A 20335-nucleotide genomic window follows, 5' to 3' on the forward strand; every position below is an offset into this window, starting at 1 on the left:
TCATGTTCAAAGATAAAGTGATCGGCGCTTTCGTCGCCGCCGCTGTTCTCGGGGGCGGCGCTGCCGCCCAGGCTCAGGAGCTGCGGCTTGCCCCCGCCGCGCCGCCGGCCCACCCGGCCTATTACATGTACGAGCATTTCGCCGAATTCCTCGCCGAGGAATCGGACGGCGCCATGACCGGCACGATCCTCGGGCCGGAAGTCGTGGCCCTGCCGCAGGTGAAGGACGCGCTGCAATCCGGCCTCGCCAATGTGGCGAACGGCCTGCCGCTCTATTTCGCCGCCGACTTCCCCGAGACGGGCGTCGCCGGTGACCTGGCGCTCCTCGGCCGCAACCCCCATGCGATGGCCTGGGCGATGACCGAGTTCGGCGTCAATTGCGAGCCCTGCCAGGCGGAGTTCAACGCCTTCGGCTCGGTCTTCCTCGGCGCCGGCTCGTCGGATGTCTACGTGCTTCTGACCACCACCCCGGTGCGGACGGCGGAGGACCTGCAGGGCCTGCGCCTGCGCTCCGGCGGCGCGCCCTATTCGCGCTGGGCCGAGCATTTCGGCGCGACGCCCGTGAACATCGCCGTCGGCGACCAGTTCGAGGCGATGAGCCAGGGCACGATCGACGGCACGATGGCCTCCATCGTCGACATGCTGTCCTACCGGCTGATCGACGTGGCGACCTATGTCACGATGATCCCGCTCGGCACCTACCACGTGACGTCGAACTTCACGACCTCGCTGGAGACCTGGGAAGGCATGAGCGTCGAACAGCGCGAGATGTTCGTCGCCGCCGCCAACCGCGGTGACCCGCAGCTCACCGACCGCTGGGCCTTCCAGCTGCCGGCCGAGGCGACCGCCGCCGTCGAGGGCAATGCCAACATCGAGGTGATCCAGCCGGACGAGGCCTTCATCAGCGCCTCCAACGCCTTCGCCGCCGAGGACATCCAGGCCCGGATCGACGCCAACCCGCTCGCCGGCGACTTCGCCGCGCTGGTGGAGAAGTGGACGGCCATCGTCGAGGAGGTCGGGGAAGACCCCGAGGCCCTCGCCGCCCGCGCCCAGGAAGAGATCTGGTCGAAGGTCGACCTGTCCACCTACGGGCTCTGAGCCGAGCCGCAAGACCGGCCCCGGCCCGCACCACAGGCGGGCCGGGGCTTTCCATCGGGAGGGGACGTCAGGGATGCAGGGGCTGGCCAGGCTGGCAGGCGGGGTGAGCCGGGGGCTCGCCTATCTGGGGGCGTTCGCGGTCATCGCGATGATGCTGCACATCTGCCTCGATGTGCTTTTGCGCAATCTCTTCAACATCGCCATGAACACGACGCCCGAGATCGTGGCCCGCTACTACATGACCGGCATCGCCTTCCTGCCGCTCTCCTATCTGGAGTTCCGGCGGCAGATGATCTCTGTCGAGCTTCTCGATTTCGCCCTGAGCGACCGGATGCGCAGGGGCTCCGACGTGCTCGTCATGCTCGTCGCCTGCGGGACCTACGTGCTCCTCGCCTGGGCCAACTGGCCGAAGGCGCTGAAGGAGGCGCAGGCCGGCACATTCGTCGAGCTCGTGAGCCTGCAATTCCCCGTCTGGCACAGCTATTTCGTGCCGGCCGTGGGCTTCACGCTGGCGGCCGTCGCCAGCCTCTTTGCCGCCTGGGGGCTCATCAACCCGCGCGTCGCCACCGAGCTCGGGATGCAGGAAGAATGAATGTCGATATCGGTCTTTGGGGGATCGGCATCCTTGCCCTCCTCCTCGTGCTGCGCCTGCCGGTCGCCCTGTCGCTGATCCTCGTCTCCTTCGGGGGGATCTGGTCGCTGATCGGGCTGAACCCGGCCATCGGCATCCTCGCCAACACGCCGTATTCCTTCGTCGCCTCCTGGACGATGTCGGCCGTGCCGATGTTCCTCCTCATGGGCTTCGTCGCCTTTCACACCGGCATGACCGGCGGGCTCTTCGAGGCGGCCAAGGTCGTGCTGGCGCGGCTGCCGGGCGGGCTCGCCATCTCGTCGATCTTCGCCTGTTCGGGCTTCGCCGCCGTCTCGGGCTCGTCGCTCGCCTGCTCGGCCGCCATGGGCCGCATCGCCATCCCCGAGATGGTCAAGGCCGGCTACCGCCCCTCCGTCGCCGCCGGCTGCATCGCCGCGGGCGGCACCATCGGCGCGCTGATCCCGCCCTCGATCCTTATGATCATCTATGGCGTCATCGCCGAGACCTCGATCACCCAGGTCTTCGTCGGCGGCATCTCGATCGGCATCCTGACGGCCTTGGGCTATTGCCTCGTGGTGCTGGTGATCTGCTGGCTCCGGCCCGACGTGATCCCCTCCCGCGCCGAGATGGCGGACAACCAGGGCTATGGCGCCCTCGCCAAGGTGCTGCCGGTGCTGGCGCTGGTGCTCCTCGTCTTCGGCGGGCTCTTCTCGGGGCTCTTCACGGCGACCGAGGCGGGGGCCGTCGGCGCCCTCGGCACCATGCTTCTGGCGCTCGCGACGCGGACGCTGAGCTGGGCGGCGCTGCGCACCTCGCTGATCGAGACGGTGACGACCACCGGCTCGCTCCTCATCATCGGCATCGGGGCGACGATGTTCACCCGCTTCCTCGGCATCTCGGGCCTGTCGAACTTCATCTCGCAGGCGGTGGCGGGGTCGGACCTGTCCTATTTCGCGCTCATGCTCATCATCGTCGCCATCTACCTCGCGCTCGGCACCTTCATGGAGCCCTTCGGCGCCATGCTGGTGACGCTGCCGGTCTTCCTGCCGGTGCTGGAGGCCCAGCAGATCTCGCTGGTCTGGTTCGGTGTCCTCGTCGTGAAGCTCCTCGAGATCGGCATGATCACGCCGCCGGTGGGGATGAACGTCTTCGTCATCAAGAACGTGGCGGGGAAATACGTGAGCGTGACGCAGGTCTTCGCCGGCGTGCTGCCGTTCCTTCTGTCGGATCTCTTCGTGGTGGCCATCGTGGTCGCGGCGCCCTCGCTGGTGCTCTTCCTGCCGCAGCTTCTGCAGTAGGGGGGCGGCCGGGTGGTGGGTTACAAACCCACCCTACGCTAGGGCCGTCCGTTCGGCGCTGTCCCGCCCCACGCGCAACGTCGCAGCGCAGGGCGAGCGCCGGCCCGGGGGTGGCGCTCCAACGGTTCCGCGGCGCACTTTATGGCGCAACCAACCTCCCCGCTCACCGGCCGGGCCCAGCCCCACCAGAGCGCCAGCCCGCGGGACGGGCCGGCGCTCGCCCTGCGCCGTGCCGGCGCGTACCGGGCGGGGGCACATCTCGACCGTTGGTCCAGACGTAGGGTGGGTTTGTAACCCACCACCCCGCATCCCCGCGCCCAACGGTCCCACCCCCCGTCCCCGCCCCGCTCTTGACGGGCGCGCCCCACCTGTCAGAAGGGTGCCCATGAGCACAGGGCTTCTGACCATCCGCCTCGACGCGATTGCCGAGAACTGGCAGGCGCTTGCCGCCAAATCCGCCGGCGAGACCGGCGCCGTCGTCAAGGCCGATGGCTACGGGCTCGGCGCCAAGCAGGTGGCCCGCGAGCTGGCCCGCGCCGGCGCCCGCTCGTTCTTCGTCGCCGTGGCGGAAGAGGCCGTGCCGCTCCGCCCCGTCCTCGGCGAGGAGCCCGACATCTACGTCTTCTCCGGTCACATGGCCGGCGATACCGAGATGATCCGCGACCTCGGCCTCGTGCCGCTCCTCAATTCCATCGACCAGCTCACCCGCCATGTGGAGGCCCTTCCGGGCCATCCCTTCGGCATCCAGCTCGACACCGGCATGAACCGGCTCGGCATGGAATGGGAGGAATGGTCCGCCGTCGCCGAGATCGCGCTCGAGGCCGGCGCCTCGCTCCTGATGTCGCATCTCGCCTGCGCCGACGAGCCCGACCATCCGATGAACGCCTACCAGCTCGACCTCTTCCGCCAGATGACCGACGGCACCGGCGTGCCGCGCTCGCTGGCCGCGACCGGCGGCATCCTCCTCGGGCCGGATTACCATTTCGAGCTGACGCGTCCCGGCATCGGCCTCTATGGCGGCCTGCCCTTCGCGGGTGCCGCGCCCGCCGCCCGGCTTGACCTGCCGGTGGTGCAATGCCGGACGCTCACCCCGGGCGAGGTCGTCGGCTACGGCAACACCTGGCAGGCGGAGCGCGAGACGCGGCTCGCCACCATCAATTGTGGCTATGCCGACGGGATGCTGCGGAGCGCCTCCGGCAACGGCCTCACCCTCTGGTACGAGGGCGTGCCCTGCCCGGCCGTCGGGCGCATCTCGATGGATCTCATCACCGTCGACGTCACCGATCTCGGCCGCGACCCCGAATACTTGTCGCTCCTCTGCCCGGAGAGCCCGGTGGACGAGGTGGCCGCCGCCGCCGGCACCATCGGCTACGAGGTGCTGACCTCGCTCGGGAGCCGCTACCAGCGGCGCTACGCCCGCTCATGACCGCCGCCCTTGCCGGGATCGGCGCGCGGGCGCTTCGGCTCCTCGCCGCGCTCGGCGCGCTGGTGATCTTCACCGGCCAGGCGCTCGGCCGGCTCTTCCGCCGCCCCTTCGAGGCCCGCGCCTTCGGCACCGCGCTCCTGCAGATCGGCTGGCTGTCGCTGCCCGTCGTCGGGCTGACGGCGATCTTCACCGGGGGCGCGCTCGCCTTGCAGATCTATGCCGGCGGCTCCCGCTTCTCGGCCGAGCAGTTCGTGCCGCAGATCGTCGCCGTCGGCATGGTGCGCGAGCTCGGCCCCGTGCTCGTCGGCCTGATGATCGCCGCCCGCGTCACCTCCTCCATCGCCGCCGAGATCGCGACGATGAAGGTGACCGAGCAGATCGACGCGCTGGTGACGCTCTCGGCCTCGCCGATGGGCTATCTCGTCTCGCCCCGCCTGCTGGCGGCGACGCTGACAGTGCCGGCGCTCGTCGCCATCGGCGACGTCATCGGCATCCTCGGCGGTCAGCTCGTGGCGGTGGAGCGGCTCGGCTTCAACGCCTCGACCTATGTCGCCAACACCTGGGCCTTCCTCGAGCCGCTCGACATGGCCTCCTCGCTCGCCAAGGGCGCCGTCTTCGGCTTTCTCGCCGCGCTGATGGGCTGCTGGTACGGCATGGGCTCGGCGAGGGGGGCGGAGGGCGTCGGGCGCGCCACCAAGGGCTCCGTCGTCGCGGCGGCCGTGGCGATCCTCGCCGCCAACTTTCTGCTGACGGGGGTGTTCTTCTCGGCATGATCGCGCTCGACGGCCTTCAGAAGAGCTTCGGCGACAACGCGGTGCTTCGCGGGATCAGCCTCGAGGTGCCGAAGGGCCAGTCGCTGGTCGTCATCGGCGGCTCGGGGACGGGCAAGTCGGTGCTGCTCAAGTGCATCCTCGGGCTCGTGCGGCCCGACGCCGGGCACATCCGCTTCGAGGGCAAGGAGATGGACGGCCGCGCCCGCGCCGCCTTCCTCTCCCGCTTCGGGATGCTCTTCCAGGGCGGCGCGCTCTTCGATTCCCTGCCGGTCTGGGAGAACATCTCCTTCCGCCTGACCCGCGGCCCCGGGCGCCTGCCGCGCGAGAAGGCGAAGGCGCTGGCGGTGGAGAAGCTCGCCCGCGTCGGGCTCGGGCCGGAAGTGGCGGAGCGCTTTCCCGCCGAGCTCTCGGGCGGCATGCAGAAGCGCGTCGCCCTCGCCCGCGCCATCGCGGCCGATCCCGAGGTGATCTTCTTCGACGAGCCGACCACCGGGCTCGACCCGATCATGGCGGGTGTCATCAACGAGCTGATCCGCTCCATCGTCACCGACATGGGGGCGACGGCGATCACCATCACCCATGACATGGCCTCCGTCCGCGCGATTGCCGACGAGGTGGCGATGATCCATGCCGGCAAGATCCGCTGGAAGGGCCCGGTCGGCGAGATGGACGCGGCGGAGGATCCCTACCTCCGCCAGTTCGTCACCGGCGCCGCGGAGGGGCCGATCGAGACGATCCGATGAGGGGGCCGGTAGCGCCCGAGCTCCCGGTCTTCATCCACGTCCCCAAGACGGCCGGCTCGACGCTCAACGCCGCCCTCTTCGCCCATCACGCCGCCGGCCACCCCGCCCTGCCGCTCCTGCGGACGCTGCCCGGGGGGCTTCGCGACAATTCCGTGTTGCTCCGCCGCCTGGGCCCGAGCGTCGCCGAGGGCGTTCCCCATATCGGCCATTACGAGGGCGATCCGGCGCGGATGACGGGGCTCCTGCGGCAGGCCTCCTGGGTCTCCGGCCATATCCAGCGGCGGCGCTTCGCTTCGTTCCTGGAGGAAGCCGGCCGCATCCCCCGCTGGGTGTCGCTCATCCGCGACCCGACCGAGCAGGTCGCCTCGCATTACCAATGGTGGATCGAGATCCACGACCGCGGCTGGCTGCGCTTCCGCCGCTACCCCGCCTTCTTCCGCCAGCTCTCGGCGGACATAAGGGCGGCGGACAACAACGACCCCAAGGCGGTCATTCATTTCCTGGCGCTCCACCATACATTGTTCCTGAACCTGCAGGCGGATTACCTGATGCCGGACGGACGGGAGACTTCGGTGGAGGACATGCCGGCGGCGCTGGCCGATTTCGCCGGGCTCGGCCTCGGCAGCGACATCGCCCCGGCCTTCCGCGCCATGACGGGGGCGGAGGCGCCGCCGCTCCCCCGCCGCAACACCTCCCGTTCCGCCTTCGACCGCGCGGTCTTCCGCACCGAGCGGATGCGCGCCTTCCTCGCCGAGCACAACGCTTTGGACGAGCGGCTCTGGGCGCTGGCCGGGGGGCGGGGATGAGCCGGGCGCTCAAGGTCGCCAATCTGGCGCTCCTGGTGCTCTTCCCGCTCTCCTGGTTCGCGCCGCTCATGCGCGCGGGGATGCTGCCGCTCTTCGGGCTGGAGGAGATCTCGGTGATCTCGGGGCTCCAGTCGCTCTGGGAGGCGGATGTGGCGCTGGCGCTCCTCGTCACCTTCTTCGCGCTTGTGGCGCCGATGCTGAAGGTCATCGGGCTGGCGCTCATCCAGTTCGGGCTCCTGTCAGCGCGCGTCCACGGGGCGCTGATCTGGCTGGGGCGGCTGGCGATGGGGGATGTCTTCCTCATCGCGCTCTACGTCGCCATCGCGAAGGGCATCGGCATCGGCCGCGTGGAGACGGCCTGGGGGCTCTGGCTCTTCACGGCCTGTGTACTGGGGTCGCTGGCCGTGTCGGCGCTGTCTCGACGCGGCGAGGTGGGGTGAAGCCCCTTTAGCGGGGGAGACGACCGGGTGCCGCATGTCGTAGGGTGGGTTTCCAACCCACCACCCCCTTCGCCACCGGGCGCTACCTCGCCGCGCAGGGCGAGCGCCGGCCCGGGGGTTGGCGCTCCTGCCGGTGGTGCGGCGCGCTTTATGGTGCAGCCATTCCTTCGCTCTGAGGCCAGGCCCAGCCCCAGCAGAGCGCCAGCCCGCGGGACGGGCCGGCGCTCGACCTGCGCCGTGCCGGCGCGTACCGGGCGGGGGCACGGAACGAGCGTTGCGCCGACGGTGGGTTACAAACCCACCCTACGCCGGAATGCATGCCCCCCGATTTTCGCCCGAAAATCGCGCCCCGCCCCGCCGGCGCCCGAGCGCTGCCCTTGACCTCCTCCCGCCCCTCGCCCACCCATGGCGGACCATCGAGGGAGCATCACATGTGGGATTTCTGGATCGACCGGGGCGGCACCTTCACCGATGTCATCGGCCGCGCGCCGGATGGCCAGCTCCACCCGCTGAAGCTCCTCTCCGACAATCCCGAGGCCTATGAGGATGCCGCTGTAGAGGGCATCCGCCGGCTGCTCGGGCTGAAGGGCGATGCCCCCCTGCCCGAGGGCAAGGTCGGCCGCATCCGCATGGGCACCACGGTCGCCACCAATGCGCTGCTCGAGCGCAAGGGGGCGAAGGTCCTCCTCCTCACCACGCGGGGCTTCCGCGACGCGCTCCGCCTCGGCTACCAGGCCCGGCCGGAGATCTTCGCCAAGGAGATCCTCCTGCCCGAGATGCTCTATGCCGAGGTGGCGGAGGTCGACGAGCGCCTCGCCGCCGACGGCTCCGTGCTGACGCCGCTCGATCCCGCCTCCGCCGAGGCCGCCCTCCGCACCGCCTGCGAGAAGGGCATCACCGCCGTCGCCATCGCGCTCATGCACGGCTGGCAGAACCCGGCGCACGAGATCGCACTGGCCGAGATGGCCCAGGGCCTCGGCTTCACCCAGATCAGCACCAGCCACGAGACCTCGCCGCTCATCAAGTTCGTCGGCCGGGGGGATACGACGGTGGCGGATGCCTACCTCTCCCCCATCCTCTCCGCCTATGTCAGCCGGGTCGCCAAGGCGCTCGGCACGACGGCCGACAAGGGCCCGCGGCTCGAATTCATGATGTCCTCCGGCGGGCTCACCGCTGCCGACCGCTTCCGGGGGAAGGATGCGATCCTCTCCGGCCCTGCCGGCGGCGTCGTCGGCATGGTGCTCTCCGCAAAGGCCGCCGGCTTCGAGAAGGTCATCGGCTTCGACATGGGCGGCACGTCGACCGACGTCGCCCATTCCGCCGGCGATTACGAGCGTGCCTTCGACACCGAGGTCGCGGGCGTGCGCATCCGCGCACCGATGATGCGCATCCATACGGTCGCCGCGGGCGGCGGTTCGGTGCTGCATGCCGAGCCCGGGCGCTTCCGCGTCGGCCCCGACAGCGCCGGCGCCGACCCCGGCCCCGCCTGCTACCGCCGTGGCGGCCCGCTCACCGTCACCGATGCCAACCTCATGCTCGGGCGCCTCCGCCCCGAGTTCTTCCCCGCCATCTTCGGCCCCGGGCAGGACCAGCCGCTCGATGCAGACGCGGTCGAGACGGCGTTCCAGGAGATCGCCGCCCGCGAGGGCAAGGCGCCGGAGGAGGTGGCCGAGGGCTTCCTGCGCATCGCCGTCGCCAACATGGCGAACGCGATCAAGAAGATCTCCGTCCAGCGCGGCTACGACGTGACGCGCTATCTGCTCAATTCCTTCGGCGGTGCCGGCGGGCAGCATGCCTGCGCCGTCGCCGATGCGCTTGGGATGGAGGCAGTGCTGATCCACCCGCTCTCCGGCCTCCTCTCCGCCTATGGGATCGGCCTCTCCGGCATCTCGGCCACCCGCAACCAGGGGCTCCTGAAGCCGCTGGAGGAGGGCTCGCTCGACGCCATCGGCGCGCTGCAAGGCGAGCTGGCGAAGGCGGTCTCCGCCGAGATCGCCGCCCAGACGGAAAAGCCGCAGGAGGCCGCCACGCGGCTCCACCTCCGCTACGAGGGCACCGACACGGCGCTGCCCGTGGCCTGGGACGGCGCCATCGCCCCCGCCCGTGCCGCATTCGAGGCGGCGCACAAGGCGCAGTTCGGCTTCATCAGCCCCGGCCGCACCCTCGTCGTCGAGGCGGTCGAGGTCGAGGGCTGGGAGGTCCCCGACGATGCCGCCCCGCCCCGCGAGGAGCCCTTCGAGGCGCACGAGCCCGAGGCCCCCCGCACCGGCCGGCTCCATTCCGGCACCTGGCACGAGGCCGGCATCTGGCGGCGCGAGGAGCTGACGACCGGCGCCCGGATCACCGGCCCCGCGCTCATCATCGAGCCCAACCAGACCATCGTCGTCGAGCCCGGCTGGGCGGCCGAGCTGACCCGCGGCGACGAGATCCTGATGCGCCGCACCGAGGCGGCAACCCGGGAGGAGGTGCATGGCGCGGCGGAGGCCGACCCGATCCTCCTTGAGGTCTTCAACAACCTCTTCATGAACATCGCCGAGCAGATGGGCGTGGCGCTCCAGATGACCGCCCAGTCGGTCAACATCAAGGAAAGGCTCGACTTTTCCTGCGCGGTTTTCGATGCCACCGGTGCGCTGGTGGCCAACGCCCCGCACATGCCGGTGCACCTCGGAAGCATGGACCGCTCCGTCGAGGCGATCATCCGCCAGAACGAGGGCAAGATCCGCCCCGGCGATGCCTGGGCGCTCAACGCCCCCTATAACGGCGGCACGCATCTGCCCGACATCACCGTCGTCTCGCCGGTCTTCGACGAGGCGGGCGAGCGCCTGCTCTTCTGGGTCGCCTCGCGCGGCCACCATGCCGATGTCGGCGGCACGGCGCCGGGCTCGATGACGCCGCTCGCCACCAATGTGGATGAGGAGGGCGTCCTCATCGACAACCTCCTGATGGTGGATCGGGGCGAGTTCCGCGAGGAGGCGCTCCATGCCCTGCTGACCGACCACCCCTGGCCCTGCCGCAACCCGGGGCAGAACATCGCCGACCTGAAGGCCCAGCTCGCCGCCAACGAGCGCGGCGCCGCCGAGCTCCGCCGGATCACGGGCGAGTTCGGGCTCGAGGTGGTCGAGGCCTATATGGGTCATGTACAGGACAATGCCGCCGAGGAGGTCGCCCGCCTCATCGCCAAGCTGGGCGATGCGGAGTGCCGCTACGAGACCGACACCGGCCAGGTGATCGCGGTGAAGATCCGCGTCGACCGCGAGGCCCGGCGGGCGACGGTCGATTTCACCGGCACCTCGGAGGCGGCGGAGAACAATTACAACGCCCCCGAGCCGGTGGCCCGGGCGGCGGTGCTCTATGCCTTCCGCGTCATGGTCGAGGCGCCGATCCCGATGAATGCCGGATGCCTCAGGCCGATCGACATCGTGATCCCCGAGGGCTCGATGCTCCGCCCCGCCTATCCGCGCGCCGTGGTGGCGGGCAATGTCGAGACCTCGCAGCATGTGACCAACGCTTTGTTCCAGGCCCTCGGGGCGCTGGCGAATGCGCAAGGCACGATGAACAACACGACCTTCGGCAACGAGACCTACCAGTATTACGAGACGATCTGCTCCGGCTCCCCCGCCGGGCGGCTCAACGACGGCACGGGCTTTGCCGGAACGGGAGGGGTGCATACGCATATGACCAATTCCCGCCTGACGGATCCCGAGATCCTCGAGACCCGCTATCCGGTGCTCTTGGAGGAGTTCTCGCTCCGCCCCGGCTCCGGCGGCGGCGGCGCCTTCCCCGGCGGCGACGGCACGCGGCGGGTGCTGAGGTTCCTCGAAGAGATGGACCTCGCCATCCTCTCCTCCCACCGCCACCGCCCGCCGAGCGGCATCGCCGGCGGCGGCGACGGGCAGGTCGGCAAGACGGAGGTGCGCCGGGCGGACGGCACGCTGGAGGAGCTGCCCCACGCGGCGCAGACGCGGCTGAAGGCCAGCGAGGCGGTCATCATGACCACGCCGACCCCGGGGGGCTACGGCGAAAAGTAAGCGCCCCGCCCCCCTGTCTCTGCTCCCAAAAAATCCTCAGGGGGGTCGCCATTGGTGCGCCATCGGTTCGTGCGCCAATGGCGACGGGGGCAGAATGCCCCCCGTACTCAACCGCCGAGATCCGCCGGCCCGATGGCCACCGACTTGACGATGGCCGTCAGCGCCAGCCCCTCCCGAAGCCCCATCGCCTCCGCCGAGCGCGCGGTGATGCGGGCGAGGAGCGCCTCGCCCCCGCACTCCAGCCGCACCATGACGCCCGGGCCGCGCCCGCGGTGGAGGCCGGCCACCCGGCACTCCAGCATGTTGAGCGCCGAGAGCCCGACGGGCGGCGTCAGCGCCAGGATCACGTCGGAGGCCGCGATGCGCACCGGGATCGCCGCACCCGCCGCCGCCGTGACGCCGGGCAGGTGCAGCGTGCCGCCGGCGAGGCGCACCTCCGTCAGCCCGTCCGGCGCCGTCCGGCCGACCCGGCCCTGAAGCACGGCGCCCGCCTCGCGCGGGCCGAGGAATTCCGCCGCCTCCGGGTCGGCCAGCAGATCTGCCGCCGGCCCGGCGCGGAGGACCCGCCCCTCCCCCATCAAGACGATGCGCGCGGCGAGGCGGGCGACCTCGGGCAGGGAATGCGAGACGAAGAGGATGGGCAGGCCGGCATGATCGCGGAGGCGCTCGAGCCAGGGGAGGATCTCCTCGCGGCGGGCCGCATCGAGCGCGGCAAAGGGCTCGTCGAGCATCAAAAGCCGCGGCTCGGCGAGCAGCGCCCGGCCGATGGCGACGCGCGCCGCCTCGCCGCCCGAGAGCCCGGCCGGCCGGCGGGCGAGGAGCGCGCCGATGCCCAGCATCTCCACGATCTCCGCCTCGCGGGCCGGGTTGGCGGGCAGCCCCAGCGCCCGGCGCCCATAGCGGAGGTTCCGCAGGACGGAGAGATGCGGGAAGAGGCGCGGTTCCTGGAAGACCAGCCCGAAGCGGCGGCGGTGGGGCGGCAGGTCGACGCCCGCCGCGCTGTCGAAGACCGGCGCGCCCGCCATGGCGATGCGCCCCTCGTCGGGGCGAAGGAGCCCCGCAACGGCACGAAGCACCGAGCTCTTCCCCGCGCCCGAGCGGCCGAAGAGCGCCGTGACCCCGGGCGGCGCCTCGAAGGCGACGTCGAGCGCGAAGCCGGCGGAGAGCCGGTGGCGAAACGCGACCTCAAGCGTCATGCCGCCCCCATCAGGCCCTGATCCGGGCGGCGACGCGGCGCGCCAGCCATTCCGAGGCGAGAAGCGCGGCGAGGGAGAGGGCGATGGAGACCAGCGTCAGCCGCAGCGCCGCCCCCTCGCCCCCCGGCGCCTGCAGGAAGGCATGGATGGCGCTGGCGATGGTGCGCGTCTCGCCCGGGATATTGGCGACGAAGGTGATCGTGGCGCCGAATTCACCCAGCCCCTTGGCGAAGGCCAGCACCCAGCCGGCGAGGAGCCCGGGGGCGATGAGCGGCAGGATCACGGTGGCGAAGATGCGCGCCCGCGCCGCGCCGAGCGTGCCGGCGGCCTCCTCGAGCCGGGCATCGACAGCCTCCAGCGACAGGCGGATGGCGCGGACCATGAGCGGGAAGGCCATGACGGCCGCCGCCAGCACCGCCCCCGTCCAGCGGAAGGCGAGCGGCAGGCCGAGGGCGTCCAGCGCCCGCCCCGCCGGCGCCTCCGGCCCGAAGGCGAGGAGGAGCAGGTAACCGGTCACGACCGGCGGCAACACCAGCGGCAGGTGCACCAGGGCAGAGAAGAGATCGCGCCCCGGAAAGCGCCCCCGGGCCAGCGCATAGGCAGCGGCCAGCCCGAAGGGCAGCGAGACGAGAGCCGCCACCAGCGCCACCTTGAAGGAGAGCGCCACCGCCTGCCATTCCGCCGGGCCGAGCCAGGCCCCGGTCACCGGGCGGGCTCCGGCGGGTCGGTGAACCCGGCATCCGTAAAGAAAGCTCGGGCGGCGGGGGTCTCAAGGAAGGCGAGGAAGGCCTCGGCAGCGCCCGGGGTCAGCGCGGCGCCCGGATAGGTGATCGGGGCGTGGCTTTCCGCCGGGAAGGTGGCGACGACATGGACGCGCGGCTCGGCCCCGGCATCGGTCGCATAGACCACCCCGTAGGGCGCGGCGCCGAGGGCGACGAAGGCGAGCGCGGCGCGCACGCTGTCCGCCTCGGCGAGCCGGGGGGCGAGAGAATCCCAGAGGCCGAGCGCGGTCAGCGCCTCGCGGGCGTAGATGCCGGCGGGGACGGAGTCGGTGAGCCCTGTGGCGAGGCGCCCGCCGCCGAGGGCAGAGGGCAGGTCTTCGAGCGCCAGCGCCCCCGGCGCGGCCGCGACGAGGACGAGCGCATTCCCCCAGAGATCGCGCCGGCTGCCGGGCACGATCCGGCCGGCCGCCTCCACCTCGTCCATCCAGGCCGCATTGGCGGAGAGAAAGACATCGGCCGGCGCCCCGGCGAGGATCTGCCGCGCCAGCGTCGACGAGCCGCCGTAGGAGAGGACGGCCTCGTGGCCGCTCTCCTCCTCCCAGAGCGCCGACGCCGCATCGAGCGGTCCGGCGAGGGAGGCGGCAGCGAAGATCGTCACCCGCTCGGCCAGGGCCGGCAGGGGCAGGAGCGCGAGGAGGAGGGCAAGGCCGCGGAGCATGGCGCCATCCTCCTCCCTGCCGCGGGGCGTGGCAAGCGGGGGCGCGTCGTGCATCCGGCTGTTCAAAGGAGCGCCTGCGGCGCATTCCTTTGAGTGCGGTGGGGGCGCTGCCCCCACACCCCCGGGATTTTCGGGAGCAAAGACAAGAGCCTCCTGCCTCCTGCCCCTTTTCAAACACCCTTCGGGGAGCGCGAGGGGCAGACGGCCCCTCGCTCCTGCCCTCTCCACCCGCGCCACGCTTCAGAAGAGCGCCAGCTGATCCCCCACCTTCGGCGGCACCTTGAAAAGGTCCGTCCGGAGCGGCGGCAGGCTCCGCGCCAGCCCGTGGCGTTCGAGGGCCAGCATGAAGCGGTGGCGGAGGAGCGCGGCCCAGGGCCCCTGCCCGCTCATCCGCCGGCCGAAGGTCGCGTCGTAGTCGCGGCCGCCATGCAGCTCCTGCACACGGCCCATCACCCGCGCGGCGCGGTCCGGGACATGCGCCGCCAGCCAGTCGCGGAAGAGCGGCGCCACTTCGAGCGGCAGGCGGAGGACGATCATGCTGGCGGCGACGGCGCCGGCCTCGGCCCCGGCGGCGACGATCTTCTCCAGCTCGTGATCCGTCAGTGCCGGCACCACCGGCGCGATCATCAGCCGCACGGGGATCCCCGCCGCCGAGAGCCGCCGGATCGTCGCCAGCCGCCGCGCCGGCGAGGGCACCCGCGGCTCCATCGCACGGGCGAGCCCCGCATCAAGCGTCGTGACGCTGATGCCGACGCGCACCAGCCCCTCCGCCGCAAGCGGCGCCAGAAGCTCGATGTCGCGTTCGATAAGCGTGCCCTTGGTGGTGATCGCCACGGGATTCCTGTGCGCCGCCAGCACCTCCAGCACCTGCCGCATCACCCGCCGCTCCTTCTCGAGCGGCTGGTAGGGGTCGGTGTTGGTGCCGATGGCGATGACCTCGGGCCGGTAGCCGGGGGCGGAGAGTTCCTTCTCCAGCATCGCCGCGGCATCGGGCTTGGCGATCAGCCGGGTCTCGAAATCGAGGCCGGGGGAGAGGCCGAGATAGGCATGGCTCGGCCGGGCGAAGCAATAGATGCAACCGTGCTCGCAGCCGCGATAGGGGTTGATCGAGAGGTTGAAGGGCAGATCGGGCGAGGTGTTCTTCGAGATGATCCGCCCGGCGCGTTCGTCCGACACCTCGGTGCGGATCGGCGGCAGTTCCTCCGGCAGATCCCAGCCGTCCCAGACGCGCTGGCGCACCGCCGCCTCATAGCGGTTGGCGGGATTTCCCCGCGCGCCACGGCCGCGGCGCCTTTGCTCGTCCACCACATCCATGGCCCACATATAGAACAAACCGGGAACACATGAAAGGTCTTCATCATCTCTTCCGGCTATTTTCCATTGACCACTGGTCGGTTGCACCGCAACTGATGTCGCATTTCAGAAAGCCGCCCGCCGCGTCTTGCCGCAGGGAGGGAGGCGAGACACTTGCCGTGAAAGGGCACGCCCATGGCCGAGGACGACGCCGAGATCATCCTCTCCGAGCTGAACGACGAGGATCTGGTCAACCAGATGTTCGACGACCTCTACGACGGTCTGAAGGACGAGATCACCGAGGGCGTGAACATCCTTCTGGGGCGCGGCTGGGCCCCCTACCGGGTGCTGACCGAGGCACTCGTCGGCGGCATGACCATCGTCGGCGAGGATTTCCGCGACGGGATCCTCTTCGTCCCCGAGGTGTTGCTCGCCGCCGGCGCCATGAAGGCCGGCATGGGCATCCTCAAGCCGCTTCTGGCCGAGACCGGCGCGCCGCGCATCGGCAAAATGGTGATCGGCACCGTGAAGGGCGACATCCACGACATCGGCAAGAACCTCGTCGGCATGATGATGGAGGGCGCGGGTTTCGAGATCGTCGATATCGGCATCAACAACCCGGTCGAAAGCTACCTCGAGGCGCTGGAGCGCGAGGATGCCGACATCCTCGGCATGTCGGCCCTGCTGACGACGACCATGCCCTACATGAAGGTCGTCATCGACACGCTGAAGGAAAAGGGCATCCGCGACGATTACATCGTGCTGGTCGGCGGCGCCCCCCTCAACGAGGAATTCGGCCGCGCCATCGGCGCCGATGCCTATTGCCGCGACGCCGCCGTGGCGGTCGAGACGGCGAAGGCGATGATCGCCCGCAAGCACAACCAGGGCGTCGCCCGCACCGCCTGACCGTTCCGCCCCAATTGTCGGGGCGGGAACGAACCGCTACTCCGGGCAGGGCAAACCGCCCGGAGGAGACGCCCGATGCCCAGCCCCGAAGCACTCGCCGAAATCGGCAGGCTGCGCGCCCGGTCGGAGGCGCCCGCCGCCACGCTGGATGAAGCGCGCGCCGCCTGGGCGGCCGAGGCGGCGGCGGAGCCCTTGCCCGAGGGCACCCAGATCTCCGCAGAGACCATCGGCGGCATTGCCTGCGAGCGCGTGACGGCGCCCGGGGTGGCTCCGCCCGCCGGGGCGCAGGAGGCCGCCGAATGGGCGGCGCTCGGCGCGCTTTCGGGCGGGGCGCCGGGGGCCATGCCGCCGGGCAACATCGGGCTGATCGTCCTCCTTCATGGTGGCGGCTATGTCAGCGGCAGCCCGGTCACCCACCGCAAGCTGGCGGCGCATCTGTCGGCGGCGAGCAGGTTGCCGGTCATCGTGCCCGACTACCGGCTGGCGCCGGAGCATCCCTTCCCCGCCGGGCTCGACGATGCCCATGCCGTCTGGCAGGCGCTGACGGGCGGCGGGCTCGGGCCGGAGCGGATCGTGCTTTGCGGTGACAGCGCCGGCGGCGGGCTCGCCCTGGCGCTGATGCTGCGCCTGAAGGCGGAGGGCGCCGCCCAGCCGGCTGGCGCCGCGCTCCTTTCCCCCTGGACGGACCTTCTCAGCCGGGGCGACAGCTTCGAGTCCAACCGCGACAGCGACCCCTCGATGACTCGGCAGAGCCTGATGGAGGCCGCGGCGCATTACACGGGCGAGGCCGACCCGCTGGATCCGCTCCTGTCGCCGGTGGAGGCCGAGCTTGGCGGGCTGCCGCCGCTTCTCGTCCATGTGGGCGGCAACGAGATCATGCTGAGCGATTCCCTCGCCCTCGTCCGCAAGGCTGAGACGGCGGGCGTGTCCACCACGCTCACGCTCTGGGACGGGCTCTGGCATGTCCATCAGCATGCGCTGCCGCAAGTGCCGGAGGCGGCGGCCGCCGTGGCGGAGATCGCCGCCTTCGCCCGCGAGCGGCTGGAGCTCTAGAGGTTGCCGAAATCCCGCCCGAGGCGGCTGTAGGCGCCGTGCAGCGCCAGCCCGCCGGCGGCGGCGGCAAAGGCCAATGCGAGCATGAAGGGGATTCGCGCCTCGCTTCTCCGGGCGGCATCCTCGACGAGACTCTCTTCGGGATGTGCCCGCATGAAATGCACCTGAACCGGGTCGCCGGCATCGAGCTGGCGCCAAAGCGCCTCGCTCACCGCATGACCGCCACGGTACTCGGCCCCGCCCGTCTCGAACGCATAATCGAGCCGCCATTCCTCCGGCAATCGCGTGCCGGGAAGATCGAGCGGGCCTTCGGGGAAAACCTCTTCCTTCTGAACCACTTCCCCAGTGACGACGGTGCCGTGCATGATCCGCGCCGTTGCCAGGATATCGTAAAGGCCGATAAGGCCCGCAATTGCCGCCGAGACCACAAGAACGGCCAATAGAGAAAGCTGCCTTTTCACCGGGCGAAGGTTATTGCGGCCTTTCATCTCAGGCAATGGGCAGTGCTCCTCTTGTGCGAGATAAAGTCCGGGTCCATGCTCTTTTTCGGCGAAATCGCGATCCGGGGGAGAGCGATGGAAGACGAAAACCATTTCGCCGGCCTGGCCCGGCTGCAAACAGCCATGACGCCGCCGCTCTTTCAGGCCGGCTGGCCCGGCTACATGCGCGGCTGGCTCGCCTGCCTTGGTGTCGCACTGCTGCCGCTCCTCGTGCCGCTCCTCGTCGCCCTGCTCTCCGGCCCGGCCCCCGGCCAGCCGATTGAGGCGGCCGAGCCCCCGACACCCGCCGCGCTCAGTGCGGCGGAAGAGGCGAGCGGCACGCTCCTCGCCTCGCCATCGCCGCCGCTTGCCACCCGCCCCGCCGAGCTGGCGGAGGATATTGCGGCGCTCCGGGCGCTTGCCGCGGATGCGGAGCCGGCGCCCGCCGCCGCCGCCGATGACGCCGCCGACTCCGACGCCGCCGAACCTCCGGCCCGGCCGCCGCATGCCGTCTATCAGGCGCGGGTGCGGGCGCTGCTGGCGATCTTCGCGACCATCGCCCTGGCCCTCGCCATGGCGGCGGCGCAGCGGCAGATCATCGACCGGCATACCGAGGATTTCTGGCCCGCCGGCGATCTCGGCCTGCCCGTCCTTCGCGATGGCAAGCTCGAGGGCTACCGGCCGGTCTATCTCGGCTGGGCCATCCTCGGCACCGGCAGCATCGCCGGCGCGCCGCTCCTCGGCCATGCCGGGCTCGTGCCGCCCTGGCTGGCGCCGCCGGCGCCGCTTCTCGGCCAGCCGGGGCTCTGGGCGATCCTCCTCGCCTTCGCGCTTTCCTGCGTCGCGCTCGCCGTGGTGATGACGGCGCTCGGCGCCCGCATCTTCGCCGGCAATTACCCGGCGATCGGCGATGTGGAGGAGATCGGCAAGGCGATCCGGCGGGGCGCCACGCTCCGCCGGGCGAAGCTGGCCGCGCGGGAGGCGAACATCCTCTTCGACGCCCGCGCCGTGCCGGTGGAAGACACGCGCTTCGACGCCACGGAGCTCGCCAAAGATGCACTCTACCTGGCCGAGCAGGACCCGGCGCCCCGCCCGCCCGTGCCCGTCAACCGCAGCCTCGCGCCCGCGCATCTGAAGGCGGCGCTCGATGCGCTGATGGTGGCGCTTCTGCCGGTCGTCGTCGCCGGGCTCGTCGCGGGGGCGCTCTGGCTCGACCTCGCGGAAATCACCGGCAGCGGCGGCGCGCCGGTGGCGGAGGCGCTGGCCGGCAGCAGCGACGTTCTGATGATCGCGGCCGGTCTGGGCGCCTCGGCGATGCTGGCGCTGATCTACCTGCCGGCGGCGACGCGCCTTGCGCCCTATATCTCCGCCGCTGCCGATGCCGCGGCGAAGCCGGCCGCCGCCGCCCCGGCCGAATGGCGCTTCGGCGCCGCGCCCTCCGAAGCGGCCGACGGCAAGGGCCGCAGCGCCGAGATCGTCATGTGGGAGCCGGCGCCGGAGCCGGGCCCGGGCGAATGGGACAAAGAGATCCGCTTGCGGCTCGGCTGCACCCGGTCCAAGTTCATCGCCATCATGCAGGCCGCACATTACGGCGGCGGGCTGCACGAGATGCTCGAGAAACTGGGCTCCGCCCGCCTGAAGGAGGCCGCCGGCCTCCTCGCCCCCACCGCAACCGGATTGCTACTGGCCCTCATCGGATGATCCCCTCTGACGCGACCTTGACGGAGACCGGCCTCGCCCCGGCCGGCACCGGCCGCGTGCTGGTCATCGCCTGCGGCGCACTCGCCCGCGAGATCCTGGCGCTGAAGGCCGCGGGCGGCTGGGATCATCTGGATCTCGCCTGCCTGCCGGCGATCCTCCACAACCGCCCGGGCAAGATCCCCGCCGCCGTCGAGGCGGCGGTGGCGGAGCACCAGGCCTCCTACGAGACGATCTTCGTCGCCTATGCCGATTGCGGCACCGGGGGGATGCTGGCCGAAACCTGCGCCCGGCTCGGGGTGGAGATGCTCGAGGGCCCGCATTGCTACGCCTTCTTCGAGGGCAATGCCGCTTTCGCCGCCCGCGACGAGATCGACGCCTTCTATCTCACGGATTTCCTCGCCCGGCAGTTCGAGGCCTTCGTGGTCAAGCCGCTGGGGCTCGACCGGCATCCCGAGCTGAAGGAGATGTATTTCGGCAATTACACGCGGCTCGTCTATCAGGCGCAGACGGAGGATGCAGCGCTTACCGAACGGGCCGAGGCGGCGGCGCGCTATCTCGGCCTCGCCTTCGAGCGGCGGGTGACGGGCTATGGCGAGCTCGGGCGCGACCTCAGCCGGCTTGCGACGCGAACGCCTGGATCCGGCCGATCATCGCCCTGAGCCCGTTGGAACGCTGGGCGGAGAGGTTGTCCTCCAGCTTCAGCCGCGCCAGCTCGGCCTTCGCGTCGACCTTCGCCACCTCGGCCAGCGTCAGCCCGGCATAGAGCGCATGGAGGACGGCGATGAGCCCCTTGACGATGGTCGCGTCGCTGTCGCCCTGAAAGTCGAACCGCGCTTTTGGCCCCTCGCCTTCGAGCTCGGGGACCAGCCAGACCTGGCTCGCGCAGCCCTCGACCTTGGTGGAGGGGATCTTCAGCGCCTCGTCCAGGGGGGGCATCGCCTTGCCCATGTCGATCACATGGCGGTAGCGATCTTCCCAGTCGTCGAGGAAGTCGAAGGTTTCGGCGATCTCTTCGAAGGCTTCGGTGGCCATGGGCATCTCCTTGGCCCTCCGAGCTAATGTGC

19 protein-coding genes are annotated in these 20335 nt (G+C 70.8%); 13 read left to right on the forward strand and 6 right to left on the reverse strand.

Annotated features, from left to right (window positions below; all coding sequences use genetic code 11):
- Positions 1 to 2: 2 nt before the first annotated feature.
- The 9 genes from dctP to ACAZ03_RS11280 all read left to right on the forward strand — a co-directional run bounded on the left by dctP (position 3) and on the right by ACAZ03_RS11280 (position 11203).
- A complete protein-coding gene (gene dctP / locus ACAZ03_RS11240; RefSeq protein WP_373353620.1) occupies positions 3 to 1097 on the forward strand; it encodes a TRAP transporter substrate-binding protein DctP in 1095 nt (364 codons plus the stop codon).
- Positions 1098 to 1170: 73 nt separating this feature from the next.
- The gene (locus ACAZ03_RS11245) at positions 1171 to 1689 is read left to right on the forward strand and encodes a TRAP transporter small permease (protein ID WP_373353622.1); all 519 of its coding nucleotides are present in this window, start codon (positions 1171 to 1173) and stop codon (positions 1687 to 1689) included.
- On the forward strand, positions 1686 to 2987 hold the full coding sequence (locus ACAZ03_RS11250; protein WP_373353624.1) for a TRAP transporter large permease: 1302 nt from the start codon (positions 1686 to 1688) through the stop codon (positions 2985 to 2987). The genes ACAZ03_RS11245 and ACAZ03_RS11250 overlap by 4 nt, the downstream gene beginning before the upstream one ends.
- A gap of 385 nt (positions 2988 to 3372) precedes the next feature.
- On the forward strand, positions 3373 to 4413 hold the full coding sequence (gene alr, locus ACAZ03_RS11255) for an alanine racemase (RefSeq protein ID WP_373353626.1): 1041 nt from the start codon (positions 3373 to 3375) through the stop codon (positions 4411 to 4413).
- Positions 4410 to 5186 carry an MlaE family ABC transporter permease gene (locus tag ACAZ03_RS11260; protein WP_373353628.1) on the forward strand — a complete coding sequence of 259 codons (777 nt, stop codon included), beginning with the start codon at positions 4410 to 4412 and terminating at the stop codon, positions 5184 to 5186. The genes alr and ACAZ03_RS11260 overlap by 4 nt, the downstream gene beginning before the upstream one ends.
- Entirely contained in the window at positions 5183 to 5929 is a 747-nt protein-coding gene (locus tag ACAZ03_RS11265; protein WP_373353629.1) for an ABC transporter ATP-binding protein, read from the forward strand. Before ACAZ03_RS11260 ends, ACAZ03_RS11265 begins: the two co-directional genes overlap by 4 nt.
- Positions 5926 to 6735, forward strand: coding sequence for a hypothetical protein (locus ACAZ03_RS11270; RefSeq protein WP_373353631.1), 810 nt, complete (start codon positions 5926 to 5928; stop codon positions 6733 to 6735). The genes ACAZ03_RS11265 and ACAZ03_RS11270 overlap by 4 nt, the downstream gene beginning before the upstream one ends.
- Positions 6732 to 7175 carry a paraquat-inducible protein A gene (locus ACAZ03_RS11275; RefSeq protein WP_373353632.1) on the forward strand — a complete coding sequence of 148 codons (444 nt, stop codon included), beginning with the start codon at positions 6732 to 6734 and terminating at the stop codon, positions 7173 to 7175. Before ACAZ03_RS11270 ends, ACAZ03_RS11275 begins: the two co-directional genes overlap by 4 nt.
- Before the next feature lie 431 nt (positions 7176 to 7606).
- Positions 7607 to 11203 carry a hydantoinase B/oxoprolinase family protein gene (locus tag ACAZ03_RS11280; protein ID WP_373353633.1) on the forward strand — a complete coding sequence of 1199 codons (3597 nt, stop codon included), beginning with the start codon at positions 7607 to 7609 and terminating at the stop codon, positions 11201 to 11203.
- A 107-nt stretch (positions 11204 to 11310) separates the two neighbouring features.
- Here the strand turns inward: ACAZ03_RS11280 and modC are convergent, their stop codons facing one another.
- From modC to ACAZ03_RS11300, 4 genes are all read right to left on the reverse strand, one after another.
- Positions 11311 to 12399, reverse strand: a complete 1089-nt coding sequence (gene modC, locus ACAZ03_RS11285) for a molybdenum ABC transporter ATP-binding protein (RefSeq protein WP_373353635.1) — start codon at positions 12397 to 12399, stop codon at positions 11311 to 11313.
- 10 nt (positions 12400 to 12409) lie between these two features.
- Positions 12410 to 13105: a molybdate ABC transporter permease subunit gene (modB, locus tag ACAZ03_RS11290; RefSeq protein WP_373353637.1), complete on the reverse strand. Its 696-nt coding sequence runs from the start codon at positions 13103 to 13105 to the stop codon at positions 12410 to 12412.
- The gene (gene modA / locus ACAZ03_RS11295) at positions 13102 to 13839 is read right to left on the reverse strand and encodes a molybdate ABC transporter substrate-binding protein (protein WP_373353639.1); all 738 of its coding nucleotides are present in this window, start codon (positions 13837 to 13839) and stop codon (positions 13102 to 13104) included. Before modA ends, modB begins: the two co-directional genes overlap by 4 nt.
- Positions 13840 to 14079: 240 nt before the next feature.
- The gene (locus ACAZ03_RS11300) at positions 14080 to 15162 is read right to left on the reverse strand and encodes a PA0069 family radical SAM protein (protein WP_373353641.1); all 1083 of its coding nucleotides are present in this window, start codon (positions 15160 to 15162) and stop codon (positions 14080 to 14082) included.
- Between the two features lie 165 nt (positions 15163 to 15327).
- Here ACAZ03_RS11300 and ACAZ03_RS11305 point away from each other — a divergent pair, with 165 nt between their 5' ends.
- Positions 15328 to 16038, forward strand: a complete 711-nt coding sequence (locus ACAZ03_RS11305) for a corrinoid protein (RefSeq protein ID WP_373353642.1) — start codon at positions 15328 to 15330, stop codon at positions 16036 to 16038.
- 75 nt (positions 16039 to 16113) lie between these two features.
- Entirely contained in the window at positions 16114 to 17091 is a 978-nt protein-coding gene (locus tag ACAZ03_RS11310) for an alpha/beta hydrolase (RefSeq protein ID WP_373353644.1), read from the forward strand.
- Here the strand turns inward: ACAZ03_RS11310 and ACAZ03_RS11315 are convergent.
- The gene (locus tag ACAZ03_RS11315) at positions 17088 to 17684 is read right to left on the reverse strand and encodes a hypothetical protein (protein WP_373353646.1); all 597 of its coding nucleotides are present in this window, start codon (positions 17682 to 17684) and stop codon (positions 17088 to 17090) included. The two genes, ACAZ03_RS11310 and ACAZ03_RS11315, sit on opposite strands and share 4 nt — an antisense overlap.
- Between ACAZ03_RS11315 and ACAZ03_RS11320 the strand changes: the two genes are divergently transcribed.
- Positions 17667 to 19271: a hypothetical protein gene (locus ACAZ03_RS11320; RefSeq protein WP_373353648.1), complete on the forward strand. Its 1605-nt coding sequence runs from the start codon at positions 17667 to 17669 to the stop codon at positions 19269 to 19271. The genes ACAZ03_RS11315 and ACAZ03_RS11320 overlap by 18 nt on opposite strands.
- Positions 19268 to 19930 (forward strand): DUF1638 domain-containing protein, encoded by a 663-nt coding sequence (locus ACAZ03_RS11325; RefSeq protein ID WP_373353650.1) that lies wholly within the window; start codon positions 19268 to 19270, stop codon positions 19928 to 19930. The genes ACAZ03_RS11320 and ACAZ03_RS11325 overlap by 4 nt, the downstream gene beginning before the upstream one ends.
- Here ACAZ03_RS11325 and ACAZ03_RS11330 read toward each other — a convergent pair.
- Positions 19881 to 20303 (reverse strand): SufE family protein, encoded by a 423-nt coding sequence (locus ACAZ03_RS11330; protein WP_373353652.1) that lies wholly within the window; start codon positions 20301 to 20303, stop codon positions 19881 to 19883. The genes ACAZ03_RS11325 and ACAZ03_RS11330 overlap by 50 nt on opposite strands.
- Between the last annotated feature and the right edge of the window lie 32 nt (positions 20304 to 20335).

Origin of the sequence: Pseudoroseicyclus sp. CXY001, from assembly GCF_041714655.1 — a bacterium.
Classification (GTDB): domain Bacteria; phylum Pseudomonadota; class Alphaproteobacteria; order Rhodobacterales; family Rhodobacteraceae; genus Pseudoroseicyclus_A.